24 protein-coding genes and 1 pseudogene are annotated in these 22,759 nt (G+C 38.8%); 12 read left to right on the top strand and 13 right to left on the bottom strand.

The genetic code is table 11. The features are described 5' to 3' along the window. Window positions 1–96 precede the first annotated feature (96 nt). Window positions 97–939, bottom strand: coding sequence for a hypothetical protein (locus tag IGJ00_RS11725; protein ID WP_023520102.1), 843 nt, complete (start codon window positions 937–939; stop codon window positions 97–99). A 281-nt stretch (window positions 940–1,220) separates the two neighbouring features. On the opposite strand from IGJ00_RS11725, the gene IGJ00_RS11720 reads away from it, so the two are divergent. Then, a complete protein-coding gene (locus tag IGJ00_RS11720) occupies window positions 1,221–2,732 on the top strand; it encodes a flavocytochrome c (protein ID WP_438844449.1) in 1,512 nt (503 codons plus the stop codon). Between the two features lie 75 nt (window positions 2,733–2,807). On the opposite strand, the gene IGJ00_RS11715 is transcribed toward IGJ00_RS11720, so the two are convergent. From IGJ00_RS11715 to IGJ00_RS11680, 8 genes are all read right to left on the bottom strand, one after another. Then, window positions 2,808–3,653, bottom strand: coding sequence for an IS3 family transposase (locus IGJ00_RS11715; protein ID WP_171845009.1), 846 nt, complete (start codon window positions 3,651–3,653; stop codon window positions 2,808–2,810). Then, window positions 3,650–3,928, bottom strand: coding sequence for a helix-turn-helix domain-containing protein (locus tag IGJ00_RS11710; protein WP_066025821.1), 279 nt, complete (start codon window positions 3,926–3,928; stop codon window positions 3,650–3,652). The genes IGJ00_RS11715 and IGJ00_RS11710 overlap by 4 nt, the downstream gene beginning before the upstream one ends. A 97-nt stretch (window positions 3,929–4,025) precedes the next feature. Further along, the gene (locus IGJ00_RS11705; RefSeq protein WP_071867905.1) at window positions 4,026–5,012 is read right to left on the bottom strand and encodes an NAD(P)H-quinone oxidoreductase; all 987 of its coding nucleotides are present in this window, start codon (window positions 5,010–5,012) and stop codon (window positions 4,026–4,028) included. A gap of 2 nt (window positions 5,013–5,014) precedes the next feature. Beyond that, window positions 5,015–5,665 (bottom strand): NAD(P)-binding oxidoreductase, encoded by a 651-nt coding sequence (locus tag IGJ00_RS11700; protein WP_161642028.1) that lies wholly within the window; start codon window positions 5,663–5,665, stop codon window positions 5,015–5,017. A gap of 143 nt (window positions 5,666–5,808) precedes the next feature. Further along, window positions 5,809–6,423, bottom strand: coding sequence for an ECF transporter S component (locus tag IGJ00_RS11695; RefSeq protein WP_438844448.1), 615 nt, complete (start codon window positions 6,421–6,423; stop codon window positions 5,809–5,811). Between the two features lie 16 nt (window positions 6,424–6,439). Next, window positions 6,440–6,991 (bottom strand): phosphopantothenoylcysteine decarboxylase, encoded by a 552-nt coding sequence (gene coaC, locus IGJ00_RS11690; protein ID WP_034690286.1) that lies wholly within the window; start codon window positions 6,989–6,991, stop codon window positions 6,440–6,442. Between the two features lie 13 nt (window positions 6,992–7,004). Beyond that, window positions 7,005–7,733, bottom strand: coding sequence for a phosphopantothenate--cysteine ligase (locus IGJ00_RS11685; protein WP_271553568.1), 729 nt, complete (start codon window positions 7,731–7,733; stop codon window positions 7,005–7,007). Further along, the gene (locus tag IGJ00_RS11680; protein WP_065095580.1) at window positions 7,730–8,719 is read right to left on the bottom strand and encodes an acrylyl-CoA reductase family protein; all 990 of its coding nucleotides are present in this window, start codon (window positions 8,717–8,719) and stop codon (window positions 7,730–7,732) included. Before IGJ00_RS11680 ends, IGJ00_RS11685 begins: the two co-directional genes overlap by 4 nt. A 230-nt stretch (window positions 8,720–8,949) precedes the next feature. Here IGJ00_RS11680 and IGJ00_RS11675 point away from each other — a divergent pair, with 230 nt between their 5' ends. The 7 genes from IGJ00_RS11675 to IGJ00_RS11645 all read left to right on the top strand — a co-directional run bounded on the left by IGJ00_RS11675 (window position 8,950) and on the right by IGJ00_RS11645 (window position 14,252). Then, the gene (locus tag IGJ00_RS11675; protein WP_065095581.1) at window positions 8,950–9,492 is read left to right on the top strand and encodes a helix-turn-helix domain-containing protein; all 543 of its coding nucleotides are present in this window, start codon (window positions 8,950–8,952) and stop codon (window positions 9,490–9,492) included. Window positions 9,493–9,509: 17 nt separating this feature from the next. Beyond that, window positions 9,510–10,595, top strand: coding sequence for an ABC transporter ATP-binding protein (locus tag IGJ00_RS11670; protein ID WP_065095582.1), 1,086 nt, complete (start codon window positions 9,510–9,512; stop codon window positions 10,593–10,595). Window positions 10,596–10,606: 11 nt separating this feature from the next. Continuing rightward, window positions 10,607–11,413 carry an ABC transporter permease gene (locus IGJ00_RS11665; RefSeq protein WP_019723761.1) on the top strand — a complete coding sequence of 269 codons (807 nt, stop codon included), beginning with the start codon at window positions 10,607–10,609 and terminating at the stop codon, window positions 11,411–11,413. Beyond that, complete coding sequence (locus IGJ00_RS11660) at window positions 11,410–12,240, top strand: ABC transporter permease (RefSeq protein WP_104872200.1); 831 nt, start codon at window positions 11,410–11,412, stop codon at window positions 12,238–12,240. Before IGJ00_RS11665 ends, IGJ00_RS11660 begins: the two co-directional genes overlap by 4 nt. Next, on the top strand, window positions 12,237–13,310 hold the full coding sequence (locus tag IGJ00_RS11655) for an ABC transporter substrate-binding protein (RefSeq protein ID WP_438844447.1): 1,074 nt from the start codon (window positions 12,237–12,239) through the stop codon (window positions 13,308–13,310). Before IGJ00_RS11660 ends, IGJ00_RS11655 begins: the two co-directional genes overlap by 4 nt. A 319-nt stretch (window positions 13,311–13,629) precedes the next feature. Beyond that, window positions 13,630–13,977, top strand: coding sequence for a type II toxin-antitoxin system RelE/ParE family toxin (locus IGJ00_RS11650; protein ID WP_071868082.1), 348 nt, complete (start codon window positions 13,630–13,632; stop codon window positions 13,975–13,977). Then, window positions 13,977–14,252 carry a helix-turn-helix domain-containing protein gene (locus IGJ00_RS11645; RefSeq protein ID WP_071868081.1) on the top strand — a complete coding sequence of 92 codons (276 nt, stop codon included), beginning with the start codon at window positions 13,977–13,979 and terminating at the stop codon, window positions 14,250–14,252. The genes IGJ00_RS11650 and IGJ00_RS11645 overlap by 1 nt, the downstream gene beginning before the upstream one ends. A gap of 216 nt (window positions 14,253–14,468) precedes the next feature. Here the strand turns inward: IGJ00_RS11645 and IGJ00_RS11640 are convergent, their stop codons facing one another. From IGJ00_RS11640 to IGJ00_RS11625, 4 genes and pseudogenes are all read right to left on the bottom strand, one after another. Beyond that, on the bottom strand, window positions 14,469–14,615 hold the full coding sequence (locus tag IGJ00_RS11640) for a putative holin-like toxin (protein ID WP_071868080.1): 147 nt from the start codon (window positions 14,613–14,615) through the stop codon (window positions 14,469–14,471). Between the two features lie 306 nt (window positions 14,616–14,921). Beyond that, window positions 14,922–15,068, bottom strand: a complete 147-nt coding sequence (locus IGJ00_RS11635) for a putative holin-like toxin (RefSeq protein ID WP_010734785.1) — start codon at window positions 15,066–15,068, stop codon at window positions 14,922–14,924. Window positions 15,069–15,378: 310 nt separating this feature from the next. After that, the gene (gene pepG1 / locus IGJ00_RS11630) at window positions 15,379–15,522 is read right to left on the bottom strand and encodes a type I toxin-antitoxin system toxin PepG1 (protein ID WP_181055358.1); all 144 of its coding nucleotides are present in this window, start codon (window positions 15,520–15,522) and stop codon (window positions 15,379–15,381) included. Between the two features lie 312 nt (window positions 15,523–15,834). Then, window positions 15,835–15,930, bottom strand: a pseudogene (locus IGJ00_RS11625) (putative holin-like toxin); the annotation flags it as partial. An 800-nt stretch (window positions 15,931–16,730) separates the two neighbouring features. Here IGJ00_RS11625 and IGJ00_RS11620 point away from each other — a divergent pair. The 4 genes from IGJ00_RS11620 to IGJ00_RS11605 all read left to right on the top strand — a co-directional run bounded on the left by IGJ00_RS11620 (window position 16,731) and on the right by IGJ00_RS11605 (window position 22,748). Next, a complete protein-coding gene (locus IGJ00_RS11620; RefSeq protein ID WP_438844446.1) occupies window positions 16,731–19,589 on the top strand; it encodes a GLUG motif-containing protein in 2,859 nt (952 codons plus the stop codon). A 394-nt stretch (window positions 19,590–19,983) separates the two neighbouring features. Then, window positions 19,984–20,616, top strand: a complete 633-nt coding sequence (locus IGJ00_RS11615; RefSeq protein WP_161642016.1) for a response regulator transcription factor — start codon at window positions 19,984–19,986, stop codon at window positions 20,614–20,616. Further along, window positions 20,617–21,747, top strand: coding sequence for a sensor histidine kinase (locus IGJ00_RS11610; RefSeq protein ID WP_071867284.1), 1,131 nt, complete (start codon window positions 20,617–20,619; stop codon window positions 21,745–21,747). Between the two features lie 65 nt (window positions 21,748–21,812). Beyond that, window positions 21,813–22,748 carry an ABC transporter ATP-binding protein gene (locus IGJ00_RS11605; protein ID WP_071867285.1) on the top strand — a complete coding sequence of 312 codons (936 nt, stop codon included), beginning with the start codon at window positions 21,813–21,815 and terminating at the stop codon, window positions 22,746–22,748. The last annotated feature ends 11 nt before the right edge of the window (window positions 22,749–22,759 follow it).

Genomic DNA, 22,759 nt, shown 5'->3' with positions numbered 1-22,759 from the left:
GGATTTCACCTTATTTCTGGATATTATCACTTTATGGTCCAGCCGCTTATTTGGGCTTGAGATCAAAAACAAAAACCAATTTTACTTTTTCTCCAGCTACTCTTTTTTGTTTCCAGCAGTATCCATCCGTGTGGTCACACCTTTTTTTCTAGGAATGAAGTTCCGGATGAACGTAAATTTCCGATAATCGTTTCGTGTATAAAGATAACCGAAAACGCTGAAGACAAGGGCTCCGATAAAATTGACGAATAAATCTTTCATCGTATCTAAGATCCCGATGTCCAAGTACCCATCTGCCATGACATACTCTTTGGTTTTGCCATGCTCATCTTTATATGTGACGGTTGTTTGTTGGATATCTTTGATCTTATATACGGTGTTGCCATCCTCGCTTAATTTGACACTGTTGATCTGATCAACATAATTGTCTTTTTGCATATCCATCTGTAAGACTTGATCTGCAGAGAATTCAATAAATTCCCAAAACACACCGACAGTCATGGAAAAACAAAATGACACTAGTGCAACTAGTAATGGCGTCAGATTCATTGTTTTCGTATTTTTGTTCAAGAGGTAGACAAGAGAAAAGCCAACACCACCTGCTAGGAAGCCGCTTAGTGCGTGTAACGCTGTGTCCCATAGTGAAAAGTAGCCATAAAAGTCACTTAATTCACCCAAGACAGTGGCACTGAAAATAAAGGATAAGATGATGATTTCCAGTGTGTTAGGGATTTGGATCTTTAGTAATTTTTCTAGTAAATAGGGGATTTCAAACAATAATAAAGTTAATAATAAGAGCATGATATTCCCCATGTTCCGGTCGATCAATTGGTCGACGAGCATGACCACCACAATGATACGTAAAATGATGTAAATCGCATGAGTGACCTTCCCGGCGGACTTACTCCCTTTTGAAAAAAAATGTTTGATAAATTTCATAAATGAACTCCTTCGTGTTTCATATCGATTATACTTGTCTAATGAAAAAAGCCCAAATCTTCTGTTTGGATCAAAAAAAAATTTTTTTTTTGCCTGACTATTTATTCAAGAAACTTGACTGTTTTTCGATAGTTACTAACGAAAACTTGAAAATTTTGGAATATTAATGGTTATTTATAAAAGAGAAAGATAACAGTAGTACGGAAAATATAAATTGTTGGTTGAATTTGTGAATGCTATCACTTATGATGGGGTAAGTGTTAAATTTTAGGAGGACAACTATGAAGAAAACAATTAAAGGGTTACTGACAGTTACAGCAATTTTTGCCTTAGGTGCCTGTACGCCTGATGAAAAAGAATCTGCATCCAGTAGCTCTTCCACAAAAGAATCAACAGAAGTATCATCCGGAGCATCTGCTCAAACTTACACAAATCCAGCTGAGATGAAAGAAGAATATGATTTGATCATCGTCGGTGGAGGAGGAGCTGGTATGGCAGCTGCAATCGAAGCAAAAGATGCAGGCTTGAATCCAGTCATTTTTGAAAAAATGCCAGTTGCTGGTGGAAATACATTAAAATCTTCAAGTGGAATGAACGCATCTGAAACAAAATTCCAAGAAGAAGAAGGTATCACTGATTCGAACGACGCCTTTTATGAAGAAACATTATCAGGTGCGAATGGCACAAATGATAAAGAAATGTTACGCTATTTTGTCGATCATTCGGCTGCTGCAATCGAGTGGTTAGATGAAAATGGCATTAAATTAGATAACTTGACGATCACTGGTGGAATGAGCGAAAGACGAACACATCGCCCTTCTGATGGTTCTGCGATTGGTGGTTATTTAGTCGATGGGTTATTACGAAATGTCCACGAACGCCAAATCCCGATTTTTGTAAATACTGAAGTGACAGATATCCAAAAAACGGGAGATACAGTCAACCAAGTAACAGTTCAAGTGCAAGGGGAAGAACCAAAAGAAATCACTGGTAAGGCTGTAGTTGTTACAACTGGTGGATTCGGTGCGAGTGAGGAATACATCCAAACTTACCGTCCAGATCTGGAAGGATATGTAACGACGAATCAAGTGGGATCAACAGGCGATGGGATCAAGATGATTGAAAAATTAGGCGGTCAAACGGTCGATATGGATAAGATCCAGATCCATCCAACGGTTCAACAAGACGAAGGATTCTTGATCGGGGAAGTGGTACGTGGTGAAGGAGCGATCTTAGTCGATCAAGATGGCGAGCGTTTCGTCAATGAAATGAATACACGAGACAAAGTATCAGCTGCAATCACTGCATTGCCAGAAAAATCTGCTTATTTGATTTTTGACCAAGGGGTACGCGATCGCGCAACAGCCATTGAGTTTTATGATGAAAAAGGTTATGTGACTGAAGGTGAGACGATTGAAGAATTGGCAGAGAAAATCAACTTACCAGCAGAAACATTAGCACAAACTGTTACGACTTGGAACGAAGAAGTTGCCAATCAAGACGATACAGCATTTGGTCGTACGACAGCAATGGAGCATGATCTGTCTAAACCAAACTACTATGCGATCAAAATCGCACCTGGTATCCACTATACGATGGGTGGAATCAAAATCAATACAAACACAGAAGTTGTGGATAAAGACGGACAACCGATCACTGGCCTTTACGCAGCAGGTGAAGTCACAGGTGGCTTACATGGTGAAAACCGCATCGGCGGAAACTCTGTAGCGGAAATCATTATTTTCGGACGTCAAGCAGGACAACAAGCAGCAAAATTTGTCTCTGCACAATAATAGGAATGATATAAAAAGAGAACCTAAGGCTCATGGAAGTGCAACTATTTTTTGATACAAAATAAAAAGAGCAACTCAATTTGTGCCTTTCATTCGATAGTCAATTGGAGAATTATAGCCTAATTTGGCTAAAATTCGTTGATTGTTCCAAAAATAGATGTAATTTTCGACAATTTCGATTACTCTATTATTAGAGCCTATTGGTTCTTTTGAAATGTAGAACGTTTCAGACTTTAGTGAGGAATGAAACGATTCTATCGGAGCGTTATCTGAAGGTGTTCCTTTACGGGACATACTTTGGATAACGTTTTTTTGTTTAACAAGTTCGCAGAATACCTTCGAAGTGTAAGTTGATCCTTGGTCGCTATGCAAAATAGTTGTTTCTTTTAAATGGTTTAATTGATTGAATGTGTCTACGACTAATTGAGTATCCGCTTGTTCAGACAATTGATAAGCAACAATTTCACTATTGAAGGTGTCCATAATGGTAGAAAGATATAACATGGATTTGCCAAAGGGCAAGTAAGTAATATCTGTGGTTAGTTTTTCCATTGGTTGGTTTGTCGTCCAATTCTTTTGGATAAGGTTATCAAAGGTTTTGTGTATTTTCCCAGCATGTTTACGTTTTTTCACTTTAGCAAGGCAATTCCATCCGTATTTTTTCATAATTCGTGCAACCTTATTAATACCTACAAACATTTCTCGATTCAATAAAGCATGGATTTTGCGATAACCAAATAAGAAATGGTTTGCCACAACTAACTGATGAACACGTTTTTCAATTGAAGTGAGTGCAGAAAACTCTCGATTCCGATTGCGATAATAGGTACTTCTTGAGATACCAAATAACTCCGTCAAGCGTACAATTGACAATTCATTGGTATGCTGGTTAATAAAGTGAACGATGTTTTCTAATGTCACCACCTTTCCTGAGAGAAAAATTTTTTTAAGAGGGACAGTTCCTTGTTCTTTTCTTCTAGTTCTTGTAAGACTGTCAGTTGTTCTTTTCTAGGACGACCAGAAGAAGAATCAAGCCTTTTTAAATTATTAGTAAGATACCATTTTTTCCAAGTAAAAATGGTTCCAGTACTAGGGATATGGAACTCTGTTCGAAGCGCAGTAGCTGATTCACCTGCCAGCAAACGTTTAACAATCTGAATCTTTAATTCTTTGGGATAATAATTATGTTTTGTCATGATAAAAACACCTCCAAATTTATTTTACTAAATTTGAGGTGCTCTTTTTTAATTGTATCTTATTATAGTGTCACTTCCCATGCCCTAGGTTCTCTTTTTAAGATTCGCTGACCGTCAAAATGATTTTTCCAACGTTTTTGTTGGCTTCCATATATTCATGGGCTTCTTTTGCTTCTGATAATGGAAAGGTTCGATCGATGATTGGACGGATCGCACCGGTTTCAAAATAAGGATCGATGTTTTTCATAAACTCTTGGGTCAGTTTTGCTTTGTACTCGTCACTTCTTGGTGTCAATAGCGTACCGATCAATTGGATTCTTTTTTGTAACAAAAATCTTAGGTCAAGAGACTCAACTGTTGTGCCTCCTAGTGTGCCGATCAAGACCCAGCGACCATCTACAGCAATCGATGACAGATTTTTCTCCCAATAAGAGGCACCGACGAAATCTAAGATGACATCAACGCCATTCCCCTCAGTCATCTTTTTTACTTCCTCTGCGAAATCTTGCGTTTTATAGTTGATTATTTCATCTGCGCCTAATTCTTGGCAAAAGGCTAACTTTTCAGCTGAACCTGCGGTAACGATGACGCGTGCTTGCGAATACTGTTTGGCTAATTGGATCGCTGCAGTACCAACACCACTTGCACCAGCATGGATCAAGACAGTCTCATTTTTTTGGAGTTTTCCTAACCAATACAAGGTTTGATAGGCAGTTAAGAAAACTTCAGCGATACCAGCGGCTGAAACGTAGTCAAGGGAATCGGGCAAGAGGATTGCTCGATCTGCTGGGATTACGGCATATTCTGCGTAGCCACCTAAATTCACTAAACCATAGACTCTCGTTCCAGTTGAAAACTCAGAACGGTCACTTGCATTTTCAATGACTTCACCAGCAACCTCTACACCTAAGATCGGGTAAGGCGCTTGAAGTGCAGTATTTTCGCGACGCATGATATCCGTACGATTGACCGCAGCGGTGTGGACTTTTAACAATAACTCCCCAGCTTTTGGAATAGGTCTAGGGACATCCACTTCAGTCAAAACGTCTGCTGAACCGGGATGTTTCATAGAGATTCCACGCATGATCAAGCCTCCTCAACAAGTTGTTTGATGGCATCCGATACTGTAGCTGATCCTTCAGATAGAACAACAGTTGTTTTTGTGATGTTTGGTTGATCCACTAACGCTGCTAAAACTTCTGCTACCGTTTTTCTGGTAATCGATTGAGCTGGTTTTTCGTCTGGTTTGGTCAATTGGATCGAAGTGACCTCATCGTCGTTCGTCAAAGCTACAGGTTGTAATATGACATAATCTAATGATGTCTGATTTTTCAACCATTCGTCTGCATAATATTTGGTAATATAATAATCAGTCATTGACTCAGGCCATTTTTCACGGTTATCCGCAAAAGCCGCACTGATCATCAAATAACGAGAGATATTTGCTTGCTCTGCTGCAATCATTGTTTTGATTGCGCCGTCTAAATCAACTTGTAAAAGATTTTTTCCTTGAGAACCAGCAGCAAAGATGACAAGTTCACTCTCTTGAAAGGCTTCCGCCATTTTTTCTGAAGACCAAGTTAAATCAAAGGGAACATAGGCGATATTTTCTTCATCATAAATCGCTTGGTTGGCAACATCTCGTACACCCGCGTAAACTTGATGTTCGGTTGTTCCGAGTTTTTGGATCAAATGACGCCCGATTTGTCCGTTTGCTCCTACTACAAAAATATTCATTTTCTTCATCCTTTCGCTACATATCTGTATCAATCATGGTAACACCAAAAGATAAAAAATTCAGGACTAAACACTTATCAACAAAAAAACCAAAAAAGAGCTAGCATACCGCATCACTCTTTTTTGGTTTTTCAATCCGATCATTAACGAATCATTCGTAGTAAAACGGTAGATACCGCAGCTGTGACTAAACCAGCGACGATTGCTTCTGGTACGCCACTAGTAAAGATGACCGCTAAGACAGCTGAATAGACTGCATTGATATTTGTCCCAAGAACCTGTGCATAATCTTGTTGGAATAGAAAATAGATCAAGTTCATCACTAAAATCGTATTGGTCAGAGAACCAGCAATTCCTGCGAGAAACAATGAGAGCGGACTTACTTTATTTTTTGTCAATCGCTGTGTTCCTTTATAAACGAAATAAGGAACAACACCGATCAGGATTCTAGGTATTAAGGCAACGATCAAGGCTTTCCAGCTTCCTTGATCTGTGCCGATCACCGGAATAAACGGTGAGAAAACAAAAGATAACGGTGTTGGTATGAACGTACTGCGAATCAGACTGATCAAACCAAATGTGCCACCGAGAAAAGCACCCAGCCGAGGGCCTAAAATAATTGAAGCGACGATGACCGGGATATGCATCGTTGTTGCGTTGATTGGCCCAATCGGAATAAATCCGAGAGGCGTGACAGCGAGTAAAATCATAATTGCTAAAAACATAGCAGTTAAAGTAAAGTTTTTGGTATTTTTCATCATAACTCCTTAGATACTAGACCGACCTCTGATTCAGCAGAAGTGTGACTTGGTCGATAATGATTTGGTTATCCGCTAAAGCACCTTTTCCGTAATCACCACAAGCTAAGAGGGATTCTCTAGGTTCAATCTCTTGATAACCGATTTCTTTTAGCGTCGTTAGATTCCTTTGATTGATCGGATGTTGGTACATATTAGTATTCATCGCCGGTGCAATCAATTTTGGTGTTTCTGGTAATAGTGCCATGGCGACAGTGGACAATAGATCATCCGCTAGACCATTTGCGAGTTTTCCGATAATATTCGCGGTAGCCGGTGCGATCAGAAATAAATCAGCTTGCTTAGCTAGCTCGATATGGTTGATGACTGAAGGATCATTTTCTTGCATGACATCCGTGTGGACAGCACGTTTTGAAAGGGATTGCAATGTTAAAGGTGTAATAAATTTGGTACTACTTTTTGTCATGATGACATCGACTTGATAACCGAGTTTGACTAGTTGATTTGTGATATCTGCACTTTTATAAGCAGAGATACTGCCAGATACGCCTAATAGGATTTTTTTCATCGTGAATTCCTCCTTATTTTAGAATCGCGGTAACGATACAATTTGCAATCTCTTGCTTGGTATTGGCTTCTATGACTTCTCCATTTTTAGATAATAAATAGCCATGGTGGTGTGTTTCACTGACTTGAGTCAAGTCGTTGGCCAAAACATAATCGGTTTGATTGGTGATCAAACTTTTTTTAGCTACTTCTAATAAGTGGTCTTTCGAGACATCGACTAATAATTTAAAACCAACGATGACAGCATTTGGTTGCCATTGGCGTAATGAACGAATGATCTTCGGTGTTTTCTTCAAGGTCAAAAATAGATAGTCCGTATCAGATGAAATCTTTGCTTCTTTACTAGCGGTCCGTTCTGTTTCTGCAAACCATGAAGGCAGTGAACCAGGAGTCAACGCCTCTTTATTCAAGCGCTCAGCAAACTGTTGTTCAGAAAGACTAAAAGCTGGTGTGAAATCACTAACTGCCATGCTATGGATAATGGCATCATAGGTATTTTCTTGCATCAATCGTTCTAATGTAGTCAATAAGTCTTGAGTAGATTCGATAAGATGGATCTTCAAATGCTCAGAAGCAGTAGGCTTTACAGCAGATCGTGTCGTCACGTAGTCGATTCTCACCGTCTCGTGAGCCAGAAAGGCTTCTGCGATTGCTTGGCCCAATCGTCCAGTCGAATGATTTGTAATCGAGCGGACTTGGTCGATTCGTTCGCTTGTGCCACCAGCGGTGATCAATACCTTCATATTGTTTCACCTACAGTGACAAGTGTTCTTCCTTGGTGTGTCCCATCAAGGATTTTTTTGGTCGTTTCTTCCAATTGATCTAAGGTGATCTCGTTGACGACTAAATGATCTGTTACAGATAGGTCCGCTAGTTGTTGCCAGATATTCAAGCGTTTTTCATGAGGAACATTGACTGAATCGATACCGATCAACTGGATATTACGTAAAATGAAAGGTAAAACAGTCGTTGTCAATTTGATGCCCCCCGCATTGCCGCAGAGAGCAGCTGCGCCATCATAAGCAATCAAAGGCAATAATCGTGTGAGCTGTTCGCCCCCAACAGTATCGATCACATAATCGACTTGTTGTTTATCTAAAGGTTTATTTTTTTCTGGTAGAAAGGCTTCTGGATGAACAACTTGAGTCGCTCCTAGTTTCTGTAGCCAAGTTTTTGCTTCTTCTTTACGAGAAAATGCGGTGATTTGCTGAAAGCCCATTTTATGCAACATGGCAATTGCCACACTACCAACTCCGCCAGAGGCACCAGTAACAATCACTTTATCCTCTGCTTTCATTCCTTGGGTAAGTAAAGCATTCACGCAAAGTGCAGCAGTCAAACCAGCGGTGCCTAGAACCATTGCTTGACGTAAGGTCATCGTTTCTGGAAGAGGGACAAGCCAATCTCCAGATACTTTTTGGTAATCGCTATAGCCACCAGGTTGGCTAACACCCAACCCATAGCCAGTTGCTAGAACTTGATCTCCTGGTTGAAATCGTTTGTCCAAGCTTTTCATGACGACACCAGAAAAATCAATTCCGGGAGTCATTGGATAGTGACGGATCACTTGTCCATGTTCACTACAAGCTAACGCATCTTTATAATTGACATCTGAGTATGCGATTTTTACCCAAACTTCATTATTAGTCAGCTCAGGAAATTCTTTGTCAACGATGCTTGTATGAAAAGTAGGCTCGTTGTTTACTTGAAACTGTTTAAATGTGTTCATTAGATAGAAGGTACTCCTTTCAAAATTTTCCTTAATCATACCATAAAGCGTTTCATTTTCTAGTAGTTTGCTGATTAATTTCTTCTAAAAAAAGTTTGAGACAGCCGAAAAAGTACAAAGAAAATTCAAGCAAAAGGGTTGTTTTTTCAGCGGAAATTTGTATACTAATACAGGTGGTAGTAAACTTGGAGTTTACTATTAGAAAACTTTACGTAGGGGGACAGAGATAAATGGAAATTGGTGAGAAGTTACGAAATCTGCGTATCCAAAAAAATTTGACACAAGAAGAATTAGGGGAGCGGACAGATTTATCAAAGGGCTATATCTCACAGCTTGAGCGGGATCTAAGTTCGCCATCGATGGAAACATTTTTCTCTATTCTTGAAGTCTTAGGAGTTACCCCAGAAGCATTTTTTCATCAAGAAACACCCAACCTTCAAATCGTTTATACGAAAGAAGATCGTACCGTTTATTACGATGAAGAGAATGGGTACGAACTGGAATGGTTAGTGACAGATTCCAACGAAAAAGAAATGGAACCAGTTTTATTGACATTTGATACAGCTGGTGAATATAAAACCTTTGAACCTTCACTTTCAGAGACATTTATTTTTGTTCTGGAAGGGGAGATTGCGCTAAGCTTGGGTGAACGAGAGTATGTAGCAAAAAAAGGTCAATCGATGTACTATCAGGCAACGACACAGCATCAATTACGCAATCATCAAAATAAACAAACTAAGGTATTGATCGTCGCAACCGAATCATACTTGTAATATAGGGGGCAGAAAAAGTGGGAAAACCAATCATATCATTCGATCAAGTCGTAAAAAGCTATGATGATGAAACAATTTTAAAGAATGTCAGTTTTGAGATCGAGCAAGGGAAATTTTATACATTGTTAGGGCCTTCTGGTTGTGGGAAAACAACGATTTTACGAATCATTGCAGGATTTACGGAAGCAACCGAAGGAGATATCTATTTCGAAGGAAAGCGACTAAACGATCTGCCGGCGAATAAACGCCAAGTCAACACGGTTTTCCAAGATTACGCCTTATTTCCTCATATGAATGTATTTGATAATGTGGCATTTGGATTGAAAATCAAAAAAATGCCTAAATCAGAAATCGAAAAAAAAGTCAAAGACGCATTACGTATGGTGCAATTACCTGGATATGAAACGCGAGAGATCAGCGAGATGTCAGGGGGACAACGCCAACGGGTAGCCATCGCGCGAGCCATCGTCAATGAGCCGAAAGTCTTGTTGTTGGATGAACCGTTATCAGCCTTGGATCTAAAGTTACGGACAGATATGCAATATGAGTTGCGTGAACTACAACAACGTTTAGGAATCACCTTTATTTTTGTGACGCATGATCAAGAAGAAGCGTTAGCAATGAGTGATGAGATTTTTGTGATGAACAAAGGGAAAATCGTCCAAAGTGGCACCCCTGTAGATATTTATGATGAACCGATCAACCATTTCGTGGCAGATTTTGTTGGTGAAAGTAATATCGTCAATGGCGTGATGATCGAAGATAACTTAGTTGAGTTTGTTGGTAAACAATTTGAGTGTGTCGATGGTGGGATGCGCGTCAACGAACCAGTTGAAGTCGTGCTTCGTCCAGAAGATCTAACCATCACTACACCAGATAAAGGGAAATTAGTCGTGACAGTTGATACTCAACTATTCCGTGGCGTCCACTATGAAATCATTTGCTATGATGAGCAACAAAATGAATGGATGGTCCACTCAACGAAAAAAGCGCGCGAAGGCAGTCAAGTTGGCTTATCTTTTGAACCAGAAGACATCCATGTCATGCGTTTCAATGAGTCAGAAGAAGACTTCGACGCACGTTTGGAAAGCTACGAAGAATAGGGGGAGAGAATATGAGAACAATGCGTAGGATCTATTCCATCCCTTATGTTTTGTGGCTTGGATTATTTGTGATCGCGCCTGTTTTGATGATCATCTATCAATCTTTTTTCGATATGAGTGGTCAGTTTACATTAAGTAATTATGCTGCGTACTTTACTTCAGGGACTTATATCGCCATGACGATCAATTCGGTATGGTATGCGTTCCTGATTACATTATTCACCTTGTTGATCAGCTATCCGACTGCTTACTTTTTAACGAAATTGAAACATAAGCAATTATGGTTGATGTTGATCATTTTACCGACATGGGTCAATTTGTTGTTGAAGGCGTATGCCTTTATCGGGATTTTCAGTATTCATGGAAGTGTCAACCACTTTTTCGAGTTTGTCGGCATTGGCCCGCAACAGATTTTATTTACTGATTTTAGCTTCTTATTTGTAGCGACATATATCGAGATTCCTTTCATGATCATGCCGATTTTTAACGCATTGGAAGAAATGAATCCTTCATTATTGAGTGCCAGTAAAGATCTAGGAGCAAGTAATTTTGAAACGTTTCGCCGGGTGATCTTCCCCTTGTCATTGAATGGTGTAAAAAGTGGGGTACAGGCAGTTTTTATTCCTTCACTATCCCTTTTCATGTTGACACGTTTGATTGGTGGAAATCGAGTGATCACGCTAGGTACAGCAATCGAGCAGCATTTCTTAGTGACGCAAAATTGGGGCATGGGTTCAACGATCGGCGTGATTTTGATCATCGCTATGTTCGTTGTGATGTTACTAACTGGTGAGAAGAAAAAAGGAGGTCGCTCATGAGAAAAAAATTCAAATGGTCGTATCTCTATCTAACAGTTGTTTTTCTATTATTGTATTTACCGATTTTTTACTTGATATTCTACTCCTTCAATGAAGGCGGAACGATGAACAGCTTTACCGGCTTTACTTGGGAGAACTATCAAGCGGTATTTGAGGATACACGACTGATCATCATCGTACTGAATACATTTATGTTGGCGTTCTTATCGGCTTTGATAGCAACGATCATCGGGACATTTGGCGCGATGGGGATCTATTACACGAAAAAACGTCAGGCACGAACAGCGCTATTGAGCATGAACAATATTTTACTTGTTTCTCCCGATGTGATCATCGGCGCAAGTTTTTTGATTTTCTTTACGCTGTTAGGCTTTGGATTAGGCTTTCAAAGTGTTTTACTTTCCCATATCGCTTTTAGTATCCCTATCGTTGTTTTGATGGTCTTGCCAAAATTGCAAGAAATGAACGATTCGATGGTGGATGCTGCGAGAGATTTAGGGGCGAATAATTTCCAAGTAGTAAAAAATATCATTTTACCGTTTTTATCTCCAGGAATCATTGCCGGTTATTTCATGGCGTTCACATACTCTTTGGATGATTTTGCGGTCACTTTCTTTGTAACAGGGAACGGCTTTACTACTTTATCTGTTGAGATCTATTCAAGAGCGCGGCAAGGGATCAGCTTAGAGATCAACGCATTGAGCGCACTTGTCTTCCTGTTCTCGATGGTGTTAGTGATCGGTTACTACTTTATCAGTAAAGAAAACCGACCAAAACGATTGAAAAAAAATCGCCGCAACCGTGAGGAGGTGGCTCGTTTACGATGAAAAAAATACAATCTTTGCTGATCGGTATTATCTTGATCATTGGTGTATTGCTTGTCAGTGTTAGACAATTAGAAAAAGCGAGCGGAATGAGTGGAGCGAAAATCGTGACCATTTATAACTGGGGTGACTACATCGATCCTAGTTTGATCACGAAGTTTGAACAAGAATCCGGTTATAAAGTCAATTACGAAACATTTGACTCGAACGAAGCCATGTTTACCAAGATCCAACAAGGTGGAACCAATTACGACATTGCCATCCCTAGTGAATACATGATCCAAAAAATGATCGAAGAAAAACTTGTCATGCCTTTAGATCACAGTAAAATCAAAGGCTTGAACAATATCGATGATCGCTTTTTGGATCTGGATTTCGACCCTGATAATAAATATTCGATTCCTTATTTCTGGGGAACACTAGGTATAGTGTATAACGATAAAGTGTTCAATGAAGAAGAAATCAAGCATTGGGATGATCTTTGGAAACCAGAATTAAAAGACAGCTTGATGTTGATCGATGGAGCTAGAGAAGTGATGGGCTTATCTTTGAATAGTTTAGGATATTCTTTGAATAGCAAAGACATGTCCGAACTAAATGAAGCAGCTCAAAAATTGAATAAAATGACGCCAAATGTCAAAGCAATCGTTGCAGATGAGATCAAAATGTATATGATCAACGAAGAGGCATCAGCAGCTGTAACTTTCTCAGGTGAAGCAGCAGATATGATGTATGAAAATGAACATTTACATTATGTGATCCCAACAGAAGGCTCAAATCTTTGGTTTGATAACATCGTCATGCCAAAAACAGCTAAAAACCAAGAAGGCGCCTATGATTTCATCAACTTCATGCTCGATCCGGAGAATGCCGCACAAAACGCAGAATACATCGGCTACTCCACACCAAATAAAGCTGCCAAAGCATTGTTACCAAAAGAAATCTCCGAAGATGAACAATTTTATCCATCGGATGAAACGATTTCGCATCTTGAAGTTTACGAAAATCTCGGTTCGGAATATTTAGGAATCTATAATGATTTATTCTTAGAGTTTAAGATGTATCGGAAATGATAGCAAAACTCAATAAAACTGGGAAAAACTCAAGGAACAAAAACCTTTGTTTACGTACTTTTGAAAGCACAGTTTTCCAAATTTCTACCAAAAGCGCCTTTTTAGGCGTTTTTTTTTTTTTTGATTTAAAGATAGCAATATAGATCAAAATAATAGTCTTTAATTAGCGTAATTGATTGTGTAAAGGATAAATCAACCATGAAAAGAAGGGAAAAATAAACATGAAAATTTGATTTGCCTAAAGAAAAAAGTTTTTAACAAATAGTAGAAAAAAATATAGCTAATTCGCTATATAATGATATGATTAGGAGGAAATAAGTTGAATCATCCTAAATTTAAGTGGGGCGATGAATTTGAAAGATTCCTTGATTCATTGAGTGACAAGGAGGCTGCAAAAATTTTATCAATCATTGATAAAATTGAAAAAACAGATATACATACAGCTATGCGGCAAGAGTGGGTAAAAAAACTGGAGAGCAATCTATATGAAGTGCGAGCAAGTATGAGTAGTAATGCTTTAAGAGGAATATATTTTCAAAGAAAAGGGCATGAATATTTTATTACTCATGGGTTTCGAAAGAAAGCAAATAAGCTTTCCAGACGAGAGTTAGAAAAAGGTAGAAAGTTGCGAGACAATTTTTTAAGTAAGAACGAGAGGTGGATATGATGAGTCAAGTACAAAATTATATAAAAAAAAGAGCGGAAAAAAGTGAAGAATTTCTGCATCTAATGGAAATTGAAGAAGCTAAATTAGATATTGCGTTAAAACTAGCAGAATTAAGGAAAAGTGCTGGATTAACACAAAAACAATTAGCGCAAAAAATTGGGAAACCTCAATCAACCATTTCACGAGTTGAAACAGGTGAAATGAATCCTAGTATTGAGTTAGTGATCGAGCTAGCACAAGGATTGGATAAAAAGCTTGTCATAAATTTTGAGTAATCGTTTTTAAGTCGGAATCTATTGGTCCAGCCAATTAGTTGTCTCCATAAATCCTTCTTATCTATCAATCAGAATTGAAGAAGAAGCCGAAGTTGTGCTATAATAAAAACGAAAAAGGAACTGCGTCAACAGTTCCCTTTTGACAGCACCGCTAAAAGCTAGTGGCAAGAATTAGATATTTTTTGTAGAAATAGCCGACCCTCGCTAAAGTGACGGCTATTTCTTTTTGTCATTTTTGTTGGTCAAGGCTAGGATACCAAAGATCAAAGTAGCGGTAAATGAACCGAAACTAATCATTAGCCCTAACGCTGTTTCAACAGACAAAAGGCTTCTCCTTTCCTTGATTTCAGTACTTATCTCCATAAGCACCACCACCTTTTTTCGAAGTCGCCACCGTCATTCAACTTTACTGTCCCAAAAAGTATAGCATATCGCCCTAGATAGAGTCCTTGAACTTTAGATAAACACTGATGTTTTTTTTGAAAAATTTGTATGTTCACTTAAAATACACTGAATCAGAAATCAGAATTGAACAAGAAGCTGAAGCTGTGCTATAATAAAAACGAAAAAAGGAACTGCGTCAACAGTTCCCTTTTGACAGCACCGCTAAACCCGGTGACAGAATTTTATGCTAATGTGGAAATAGTCGTCTCCGGGAAAAAGTGACGGCTATTTCTTTTTGTCATTTTTGTTGGTCAAGGCTAGGATGCCAAAGATCAAAGTAGCGGTAAATGAACCGAAACTGATCATTAGCCCTAACGCTGTTTCAACAGACAAAAGGCTTCTCCTTTCTTCGATTTCAGTACTTATCTCCATAAGCACCACCACCTTTTTTGAAGTCGCCACCGTCATTCAACTTTACTGTCCCAAAAAGTATAGCATATCGCCCTAGATAGAGTCCTTGAACTTTAGATAAACACGGATGTTTTTTTGGAAAATTTGTATGTTCACTTAAAATACACTTAATCAGAAATCAGAATTGAAGAAGAAGCCGAAGCTGTGCTATAATAAAAACGAAAAAAGGAACTGCGTCAACAGTTCCCTTTTGACAGCACCGCTAAAAGCTAGTGGCAAGTGTAATAGTTAACTCAAAGAGAAGTAAACCATCGGCTCGCTAAAGTGACGGTTACTTCTCTTTGTCATTTTTCAGCATTGTAACAACCAAACCAACTAAAGCAACGGTAAACATACCGAAAGCTATAATTGTTTGCATTGTTTCATATGCGGACAAAAGGCTTCTCCTTTCTTCGATTTCAGTACTTATCTCCATAAGCACCACCACCTTTTTCGAAGTCGCCACCGTCATTCAACTTTACTGTCTAAAAAAGTATAGCATATCGCCCTAGATAGAGTCCTTGAACTTTAGATAAACACGGATGTTTTTTTGGAAAATTTGTATGTTCACTTAAAAAACACTTAATCAGAAATCAGAAATCAGAATTGAAGAAGAAGCTTGAACTGTGCTATAATAAAAACGAAAAAAGGAACTGCGTCAACAGCTCCCTTTTGACAGCACCGCTAAAAGCTAGTGACAAGAATTAGATATTTTTATAGAAATAGCCGACCCTCGCTAAAGTGACGGCTATTTCTTTTTGTCATTTTTTAGCATCGTAACAACCAAGCCAACTAAAGCAACGGTAAACATACCGAAAGCTATAATTGTTTGGATTGTTTCATATCAAGACAAAAAGGTCAGTTACTTAGAGTTAGAAAAATGACACTATCAATTTAAGCGATTACGTCCTTTTCAATGGGCTCATATTTTGAATATCTAAAAAATAGTTAGTTATTTATCTGTATCTGCGTAAATCAATTGCTAAGAAAAAGAAAGCAATCAGAAAATACATCCGTGTATTTTCTGGTTGTTTTTCTTTTTTTCTTATTTTTGTCAGTTGAAAGATCCGAAAATACTATCAAAATAAAATAACAAAACAAAATTATTTTTTTTATGATTGATCGAACCATCATTCAGGTTGTTTCTAGGACACCTTCGCTTTTGATTGCCTGAATTAACAATGATTAACCTTATCATTTTATGAGGAGTAAAATTTACAATGTGCAAGTTGGAGGTTGTTTTTTCTATTTTTAGGAAACATTATAATTATCATTCTATGAAACGAAGTAAGAGATCGACAAATTAGTAATTAAACTGGAAGCCGTTAAGAAGATGTTGAAAGTTCTCTCTATTCAGAGAGGGACATACTTTTATTTTAGTGGAAAATAAAAAAGATTTTTTTTACATAACAATGTTTTAATATCTCGTGTTTCCTTATTGGTGAAAAAGTAATAACAAGGAGTTTCATGGAGTAAACATGAACTTTCATATACTAAATAAAAAAACGTTTAGTTACAATATAATTAGAGTTATCTAATTATAAGTGTTGCTTAAATAGTAAAAAAGTTCATTTATCAATTATTTTATGAGATAATTTACACATATATTAAAATAAGATTAGAGAACGAAGGGTGGACATATTTATGGTTAAACTGAACAAGAAAAAACTCATTGCACATATACTTTTAAGTTCAATGGTATTAGCGCAAACAGTACCGACTTTTGCGAACGTTTTAGAGGATATCGATCCAATAAGACATACGTTTGTTGAAGAAGAGACAATAGGTGAAGAAATAGAAACCTTCGATGATGAAATCTCAAATGATGAAACTACATCTAACAAACCGGAGCTTTTGGCTGATGATAACAACGATGACAGTGATGTGGTCATGGTAACTGAAGAAACTGACCAAGAATCGTTAGAAGTACCAGAACTACAGCTTGAGGAGCAATTTCCAGTAGTTGAAGAGATAGAGGAGACAGGTGAAGCAGTTGTTGAGTCTTTCTTTTCAGGGGCTGGTGATGGTTCTCTCACCTCGCCCTTCCAAATCACCACTGAAGCTGAATTGAATGAAATGCGAAATGATCTCGCAGCGCATTACCAATTGATGAATGATATTACACTCACTTCAGATTGGATACCTGTTGGATATGGGACAACTTTAGCAACAAAATTCACTGGAAGTTTTACAGCTGAACCTGGAACAGTGATCCGTAATATGATAGTGAATGCTGGGGTACAACCTGGGGATCTGCATAATCGTGGATTCTTCGGTGTGACAGACGGTGCAACGATTTCTGGGATCACATTAGAAAATCCTCGGGTCGTGGGAGGGCTATACGGAAATAATGTTGGGGGATTGATTGGTCAAATCAATGACCTATCTAAAGGACCAACGACCGTCACTGATTCTACTGTTAGTGGTGGAAGTATTGAAGCAAGTGGGAATAACATTGGTGGACTAATTGGTTATATGGCGAATACTGTCGCAGGTACTACGATTGCTCGCTCATCTTCTTCAGCGACAATAACAGTTAATGCAAATCCTTACATGTATCCTCAAGCTGTTGGTGGGTTGATCGGAGTAAATGGGAACACAGTTGTAGATAGTTATGCCACAGGAAATGTCACAGCGAATACAATCAATACTGGTGGACTAATTGGTTTGAATAGCTGGGGTAAAGTCAGTCGTTCGTATGCAACCGGGAATATTGACAGCCCCGAAAGTGAAAACGTGGGAGGTTTGATTGGTGGACACGACTTCTACAGTACAGTAGTCGATTCCTATGCGACAGGCGATGTCATTGGGAGAACGAATGTCGGAGGATTTATCGGGGCCATTCATCCTTATGCGATTGAAGTAGCACGCAACTATAGTACGGGACATGTAACTGGTATTGAAGCTGTTGGCGGTTTTGTCGGTAATGCCGGCTCTCTGACAATCAAAAACAGTTATGGGATGGGAGATGTCACTGGAGAATCCGATGTCGATCATTTCGGTTTAGGTGGAACGAATATCAATAATTACTACTATAATAACTCTGAGGCTTTATACAGTGGAGTTCCAATCGGTGGTCAAGTGATCGAAGAGGTCATTGAACCTTTAGATGTCATTGAATTGCGCACACAAACGACTTATGAATCAAATGGTTGGGATTTCGGTAGCACTTGGGTGTGGGATACTACGACAAATTATCCTAAGCTAGGACTGGGTAACGAGAGGGATACTTTACCGATCAATGCGTTAGGAGAAACGCTTCAAGTGCCATATGGTGGAGCAGAAACAAAGATTCCACTTACTGATGTCTTTTCTTTATTCGGACGCGGTGGAAATCCAGATGATTATCTTTTTGAGACAGATGCGGATGGGGTAAGCATTTCAGCCGATGGTATGGATTTGATCTTGGAAATTTCTAGTGTTGGGATTTATGAAGTGACTGCTACACCAATCAGTCGTATCACTACATTAGAACCTGGACAGAATTGGAATAAAGCAATGATTGAAGTGACTCCGGCTGAGATCATTCTAGAAAAAGGGACAGTTTTTGCTCGTTCATTCAATGGAACGACAGAAATCGATCATTTCGATCTGCCGACGTTAGCTGGGTTAGCGCCTGAGGATGAGGTGATGTGGCAAGAAGCCAGCTTCCAGTATACGAATAGTACTGCTGGAACGAATACGATCGAAGGAGCGAACTGGATCATTGATTGGGGCACGGTTAACCTTTCTAACTATGAGGTTACCGGCTTACCGACTATTGGGAATCATGAGTATCTTGTCACAGATCTCTTTGATGTCGAAGCAATCACGAAAGCAGCCGGTGCATTTTTGAGAATAGACGAGGAATTAGCAAAACAAAACAATACCCATGAAGTGATCACGATTGCGGATACTGCACTTCTACACCATGACGATACCCCAGATACACCAGGCGAGCACTGGTACCATGACCATGCGGAAGAATTGCTGCAAGATGTGACCTATCTGATTTACGACACAGATCCACAAGCCAATCCGCTTGCGCGAGTCGTTGCATACGCAGATGGTGTACCAGCAGTAGCTGGCGTATTTTTGGGATTGAGTGCAAACACCACATATTGGATCACTGCGATTTCAGACGAGAGTACCAACTTTTTACAAGGGGAAGAGTCTGAACCCATCATGCTTACTACAGCACTTTCAGGAAACGATGGAGATGGTGGTAATGGCAATGGCGGAACCGGAGGAAACACAGGGAATGGTGGAAATAATATTAGTGCTCCTTCTGGAAATGACCAACCAGGAAATGAACAGCCTGTTGCTACTCCGAATGGTGGTAGTGGAAATACTTCGGGAAATAGCGGTGGAAGTATCGCGACAAATGCTACATCGACTAGAAATAATAGAAGAGGCGACAATCTGCCTAAAACTGGTGAAGTAGCCAGTGCATTTGCATTGCTTGGTTTTAGTGCGGTAGGTACAGCATTAGCTAGCTGGCTGAAGCGTAAGAAAAATAATTAAACGATCATTGAAAGTGTGAGATTGAGACAATTGTGTATAGCTTCAAGAAGTATTACGATTCACCTAAGATTTGATTTTCTATTTTAGGGTTTTGTCTATTTCTGGAAACTAACATCATTGTCTCAATCTGTTTTTTCGTTGATTAAAAATAGATAGAGAAGAGCAAGTGAGTAGTCATACCATAGGAATCTATCTGTCGCCTACGGGCTCAAACTTCTATTTGCTGATTCTTTCGAGTATACTATAAGGAAAGATCAAGTACGAGAGGCAAAAGAAATGAATTTATCAAAAAATATAACACATGCGACGACTACTTTGTAAGTAGAAGCCAACACTTTTTGATTTGATCGCTTGTTACTCCTACTTGCTCAAAATAAAAAAATGGAGAATCACTATGACAAACATTTTATTAGTAGATGATAGTGCACTGATTACAAGCGGCTTAAAAATCATTTTAGAAAGTACAAACGATTTTCAAGTAGTGGGTATTTGTCATGATGGACGTTCAGCTATTGCTTTTTGCGAAAAAAATCAAGTAGATCTTGTATTGATGGATGTCCGAATGCCGAGAATGGATGGCGTCACCGCTACGAAACAGATTACGGAAGAATATCAGATACCTGTCATCATTTTAACTACGTTTGATGAAGATCGTTACATAGAGGAAGGAATACGCAACGGTGCAAGTGGTTACTTGCTGAAAACAACTCCTCCTGAGGCGGTGATCCAAGCAATCAAGAGTGTGTTACAGGGACAAACGATCCTTTCGAAAGAAATCCTCGTGAAGGCAACGCAACAATTAGGTAACAAGAATGATCAAGAAGCAGATCTCTCCTTACTGACGGAGCGAGAGCAAGAAATAGCCTACCTCGTCGCAAAAGGAATGACAAATAAAGTGATTGCGCAAACACTATTTTTAAGTGAAGGAACTGTCCATAACAATCTTTCAATGATTTTAAAAAAACTGAACTTGGATCATCGTACGCAATTAGCGATCTATGTTCTCACAGGTGAGGTTATGACGTAGATGCAAGCAATCAAATTATCGATCAACTTGCTATCGATCATTGGTTTGATCGGGTTGATGATCTATCAAACAACCTCTACCCTTTTGATGTTTGTCATTAGTTTAAGTATGGTATGGTTGACATTTTTTTTCTTAGGCGAAAGTTTTCAGAAACATCGGCCTTGGTTTGTTGCTTTGCAATTGATCAGTGTTCTATTGAGTTTGATTTTTGTCGAACAAGCGATTTTTCTATTGCCACTTTCCTTGCTGCAAGGTTATTTTTGCTTCCAAAAGTCATGGTTACTTTTATTTGTAGCCTTGATCAATTATAGCGTTGGCAGCTTTTTTCTCTCTGACTCACTTTATTTTCTCTTTGTACTGTGGGTAAGTGGGATGATCAGTATCGTTTGGTCTGCGGAAAAAATGATGAAACAACAAGAAGAGTTAACTACTTCTTCCGATTTTTTACGGATTGAACGAAACAAGTTATCAAAACTCTTTGCACAAAGCACTTTGAATGCTGAAGCGATGCAAAAAGAAGCAACGTTAGTAGAAAGACAACGGATCATTCATGAAATCCATGACCATCTTGGGCACGACTTAACGAGTTGCTTGATCCAAATAGAGGCGGCAAAGGTGATCAATCGAGAACAACCGGAACAAGCGCATCAATTATTGAGTCAATCTGCTGATCGCTTAAGAAAGTCGATCAACGAAGTGCGCAACGTGTTACATGACGAGCGACCAAAGAATGAAACCTTGAACATCAATAAAGTAAAGGCAGAACTCCAACGTTTCTCCGAGACTCACCAGATTATCGTGGATTTCCAATATAGCGGTACCTTAGATAAAATCAGTCGTTTTCATTGGCAGGTATTAGCGGCGAATTTGAAAGAGTTTTTGACGAATACGTTGAAATATAGTGAAGCTTCAACGGTCACGGTGCGTTTGCATGTGTATCAAAAATTTTTACGATTTGAATCGAAGAACAATGGAAAAAGGGCAATAGACTATCGTAAAGGTCTGGGGATCGTAGGAATGGAAGAACGAACAGCCGTATTGAACGGCAAATTGTTGATTGATGGAACGGATGGTTTTCACATCACCACGATATTACCTTTTGATGAAGAACATGAGATTTCTAATTCGTAAATCATGAGAAACTGTACTATTACAGTTTCTCTTTTTTTTATAAAATAAAGAAAAGGAGTGATTGGATGAATATACTCAGTGTGCAAAAATTGACAAAAAAATTTGGACAGAAAATTGCTGTGGATGGTGTGTCATTTGAAGTACCAGAAGGAACGATTTTAGGGTTACTAGGTCCAAATGGCGCAGGAAAGTCAACCGTTATCAATATGATTACTGGTTTATTGAATAAGACATCTGGAACGGTTCAGTTGTTTTCAGAAGAGATGAGCGAGCGAAAAAGAGAACTTAGGCGAAAATTAGGCGTTGTTCCACAAGAGTTAGCGATTTATTATGATTTGTCTGCTGAAGAAAATGTCCGCTTTTTTTGTGGTCTATATGGACTCAGAGGGGAAGAACTAAAAAAGAATGTAGAAAAGGCATTGAGAACGGTTGATTTGTATGAACGAAGAAAAGAGCGACCGAGTGCTTTTTCTGGAGGAATGCAACGACGATTGAATATTGCAATGGCGATTGCCCATCAACCTGCTTTACTGATCATGGATGAACCGACAGTGGGGATCGATCCACAATCTAGAAATTATATTTTAGATGCCATTGAAAAAATGAAAGAAAACGGTACGACGATCATCTACACGAGTCACTATATGGAAGAAGTCGCACGTTTGGCAGATGAGATCGTCATTATCGATAAAGGTCAAGTGATTGCTATCGGTAGTGAGGAAGAATTAGTGAATCTCGTCACGGATAAAATCAATCTGCAAATCACTGTGGAGAATCCAGAGGCACTGGATATAGAAGAAATCAATAATATTAATGGGATCATCAATGTTTCACTCGACAAACAGCAAGTACAGATCGTGACGGTGCTTGAAAGCAAATTATTGAATCAACTATTAATGATACTGATCAAGCAAGAAGTTAGAGTAGTCGATGTACTGCAACAAGCTCCAGATTTAGAAACAGTTTTTCTTAGTTTGACTGGACGTAATCTACGTGATTAGGAGGAGTGAGT

The sequence above is a fragment of the Enterococcus sp. AZ062 genome, from assembly GCF_051715065.1.
GTDB classification, from domain to species: Bacteria; Bacillota; Bacilli; order Lactobacillales; family Enterococcaceae; genus Enterococcus_B; species Enterococcus_B mundtii.
Note: the sequence above shows the minus strand (reverse complement) of the source record. Positions and strands in the feature narration are given on the sequence as shown.

What these genes read in the sequence shown, in the direction of transcription:
- IGJ00_RS11680 (WP_065095580.1), bottom strand. Translation starts at nt 8,719, where the DNA reads ATGAACACATTTAAACAGTTTCAAGTAAACAACGAGCCTACTTTTCAT.
- IGJ00_RS11615 (WP_161642016.1), top strand. Translation starts at nt 19,984, where the DNA reads ATGACAAACATTTTATTAGTAGATGATAGTGCACTGATTACAAGCGGC.
- IGJ00_RS11660 (WP_104872200.1), top strand. Translation starts at nt 11,410, where the DNA reads ATGAGAAAAAAATTCAAATGGTCGTATCTCTATCTAACAGTTGTTTTT.
- IGJ00_RS11695 (WP_438844448.1), bottom strand. Translation starts at nt 6,423, where the DNA reads ATGAAAAATACCAAAAACTTTACTTTAACTGCTATGTTTTTAGCAATT.
- coaC (WP_034690286.1), bottom strand. Translation starts at nt 6,991, where the DNA reads ATGAAAAAAATCCTATTAGGCGTATCTGGCAGTATCTCTGCTTATAAA.
- IGJ00_RS11605 (WP_071867285.1), top strand. Translation starts at nt 21,813, where the DNA reads ATGAATATACTCAGTGTGCAAAAATTGACAAAAAAATTTGGACAGAAA.
- IGJ00_RS11665 (WP_019723761.1), top strand. Translation starts at nt 10,607, where the DNA reads ATGAGAACAATGCGTAGGATCTATTCCATCCCTTATGTTTTGTGGCTT.
- IGJ00_RS11710 (WP_066025821.1), bottom strand. Translation starts at nt 3,928, where the DNA reads ATGACAAAACATAATTATTATCCCAAAGAATTAAAGATTCAGATTGTT.
- IGJ00_RS11675 (WP_065095581.1), top strand. Translation starts at nt 8,950, where the DNA reads ATGGAAATTGGTGAGAAGTTACGAAATCTGCGTATCCAAAAAAATTTG.
- IGJ00_RS11720 (WP_438844449.1), top strand. Translation starts at nt 1,221, where the DNA reads ATGAAGAAAACAATTAAAGGGTTACTGACAGTTACAGCAATTTTTGCC.
- IGJ00_RS11620 (WP_438844446.1), top strand. Translation starts at nt 16,731, where the DNA reads ATGGTTAAACTGAACAAGAAAAAACTCATTGCACATATACTTTTAAGT.
- IGJ00_RS11655 (WP_438844447.1), top strand. Translation starts at nt 12,237, where the DNA reads ATGAAAAAAATACAATCTTTGCTGATCGGTATTATCTTGATCATTGGT.
- IGJ00_RS11640 (WP_071868080.1), bottom strand. Translation starts at nt 14,615, where the DNA reads ATGGAGATAAGTACTGAAATCAAGGAAAGGAGAAGCCTTTTGTCTGTT.
- pepG1 (WP_181055358.1), bottom strand. Translation starts at nt 15,522, where the DNA reads ATGGAGATAAGTACTGAAATCGAAGAAAGGAGAAGCCTTTTGTCCGCA.
- IGJ00_RS11685 (WP_271553568.1), bottom strand. Translation starts at nt 7,733, where the DNA reads ATGAAGGTATTGATCACCGCTGGTGGCACAAGCGAACGAATCGACCAA.
- IGJ00_RS11700 (WP_161642028.1), bottom strand. Translation starts at nt 5,665, where the DNA reads ATGAATATTTTTGTAGTAGGAGCAAACGGACAAATCGGGCGTCATTTG.
- IGJ00_RS11645 (WP_071868081.1), top strand. Translation starts at nt 13,977, where the DNA reads ATGAGTCAAGTACAAAATTATATAAAAAAAAGAGCGGAAAAAAGTGAA.
- IGJ00_RS11635 (WP_010734785.1), bottom strand. Translation starts at nt 15,068, where the DNA reads ATGGAGATAAGTACTGAAATCGAAGAAAGGAGAAGCCTTTTGTCTGTT.
- IGJ00_RS11725 (WP_023520102.1), bottom strand. Translation starts at nt 939, where the DNA reads ATGAAATTTATCAAACATTTTTTTTCAAAAGGGAGTAAGTCCGCCGGG.
- IGJ00_RS11705 (WP_071867905.1), bottom strand. Translation starts at nt 5,012, where the DNA reads ATGCGTGGAATCTCTATGAAACATCCCGGTTCAGCAGACGTTTTGACT.
- IGJ00_RS11610 (WP_071867284.1), top strand. Translation starts at nt 20,617, where the DNA reads ATGCAAGCAATCAAATTATCGATCAACTTGCTATCGATCATTGGTTTG.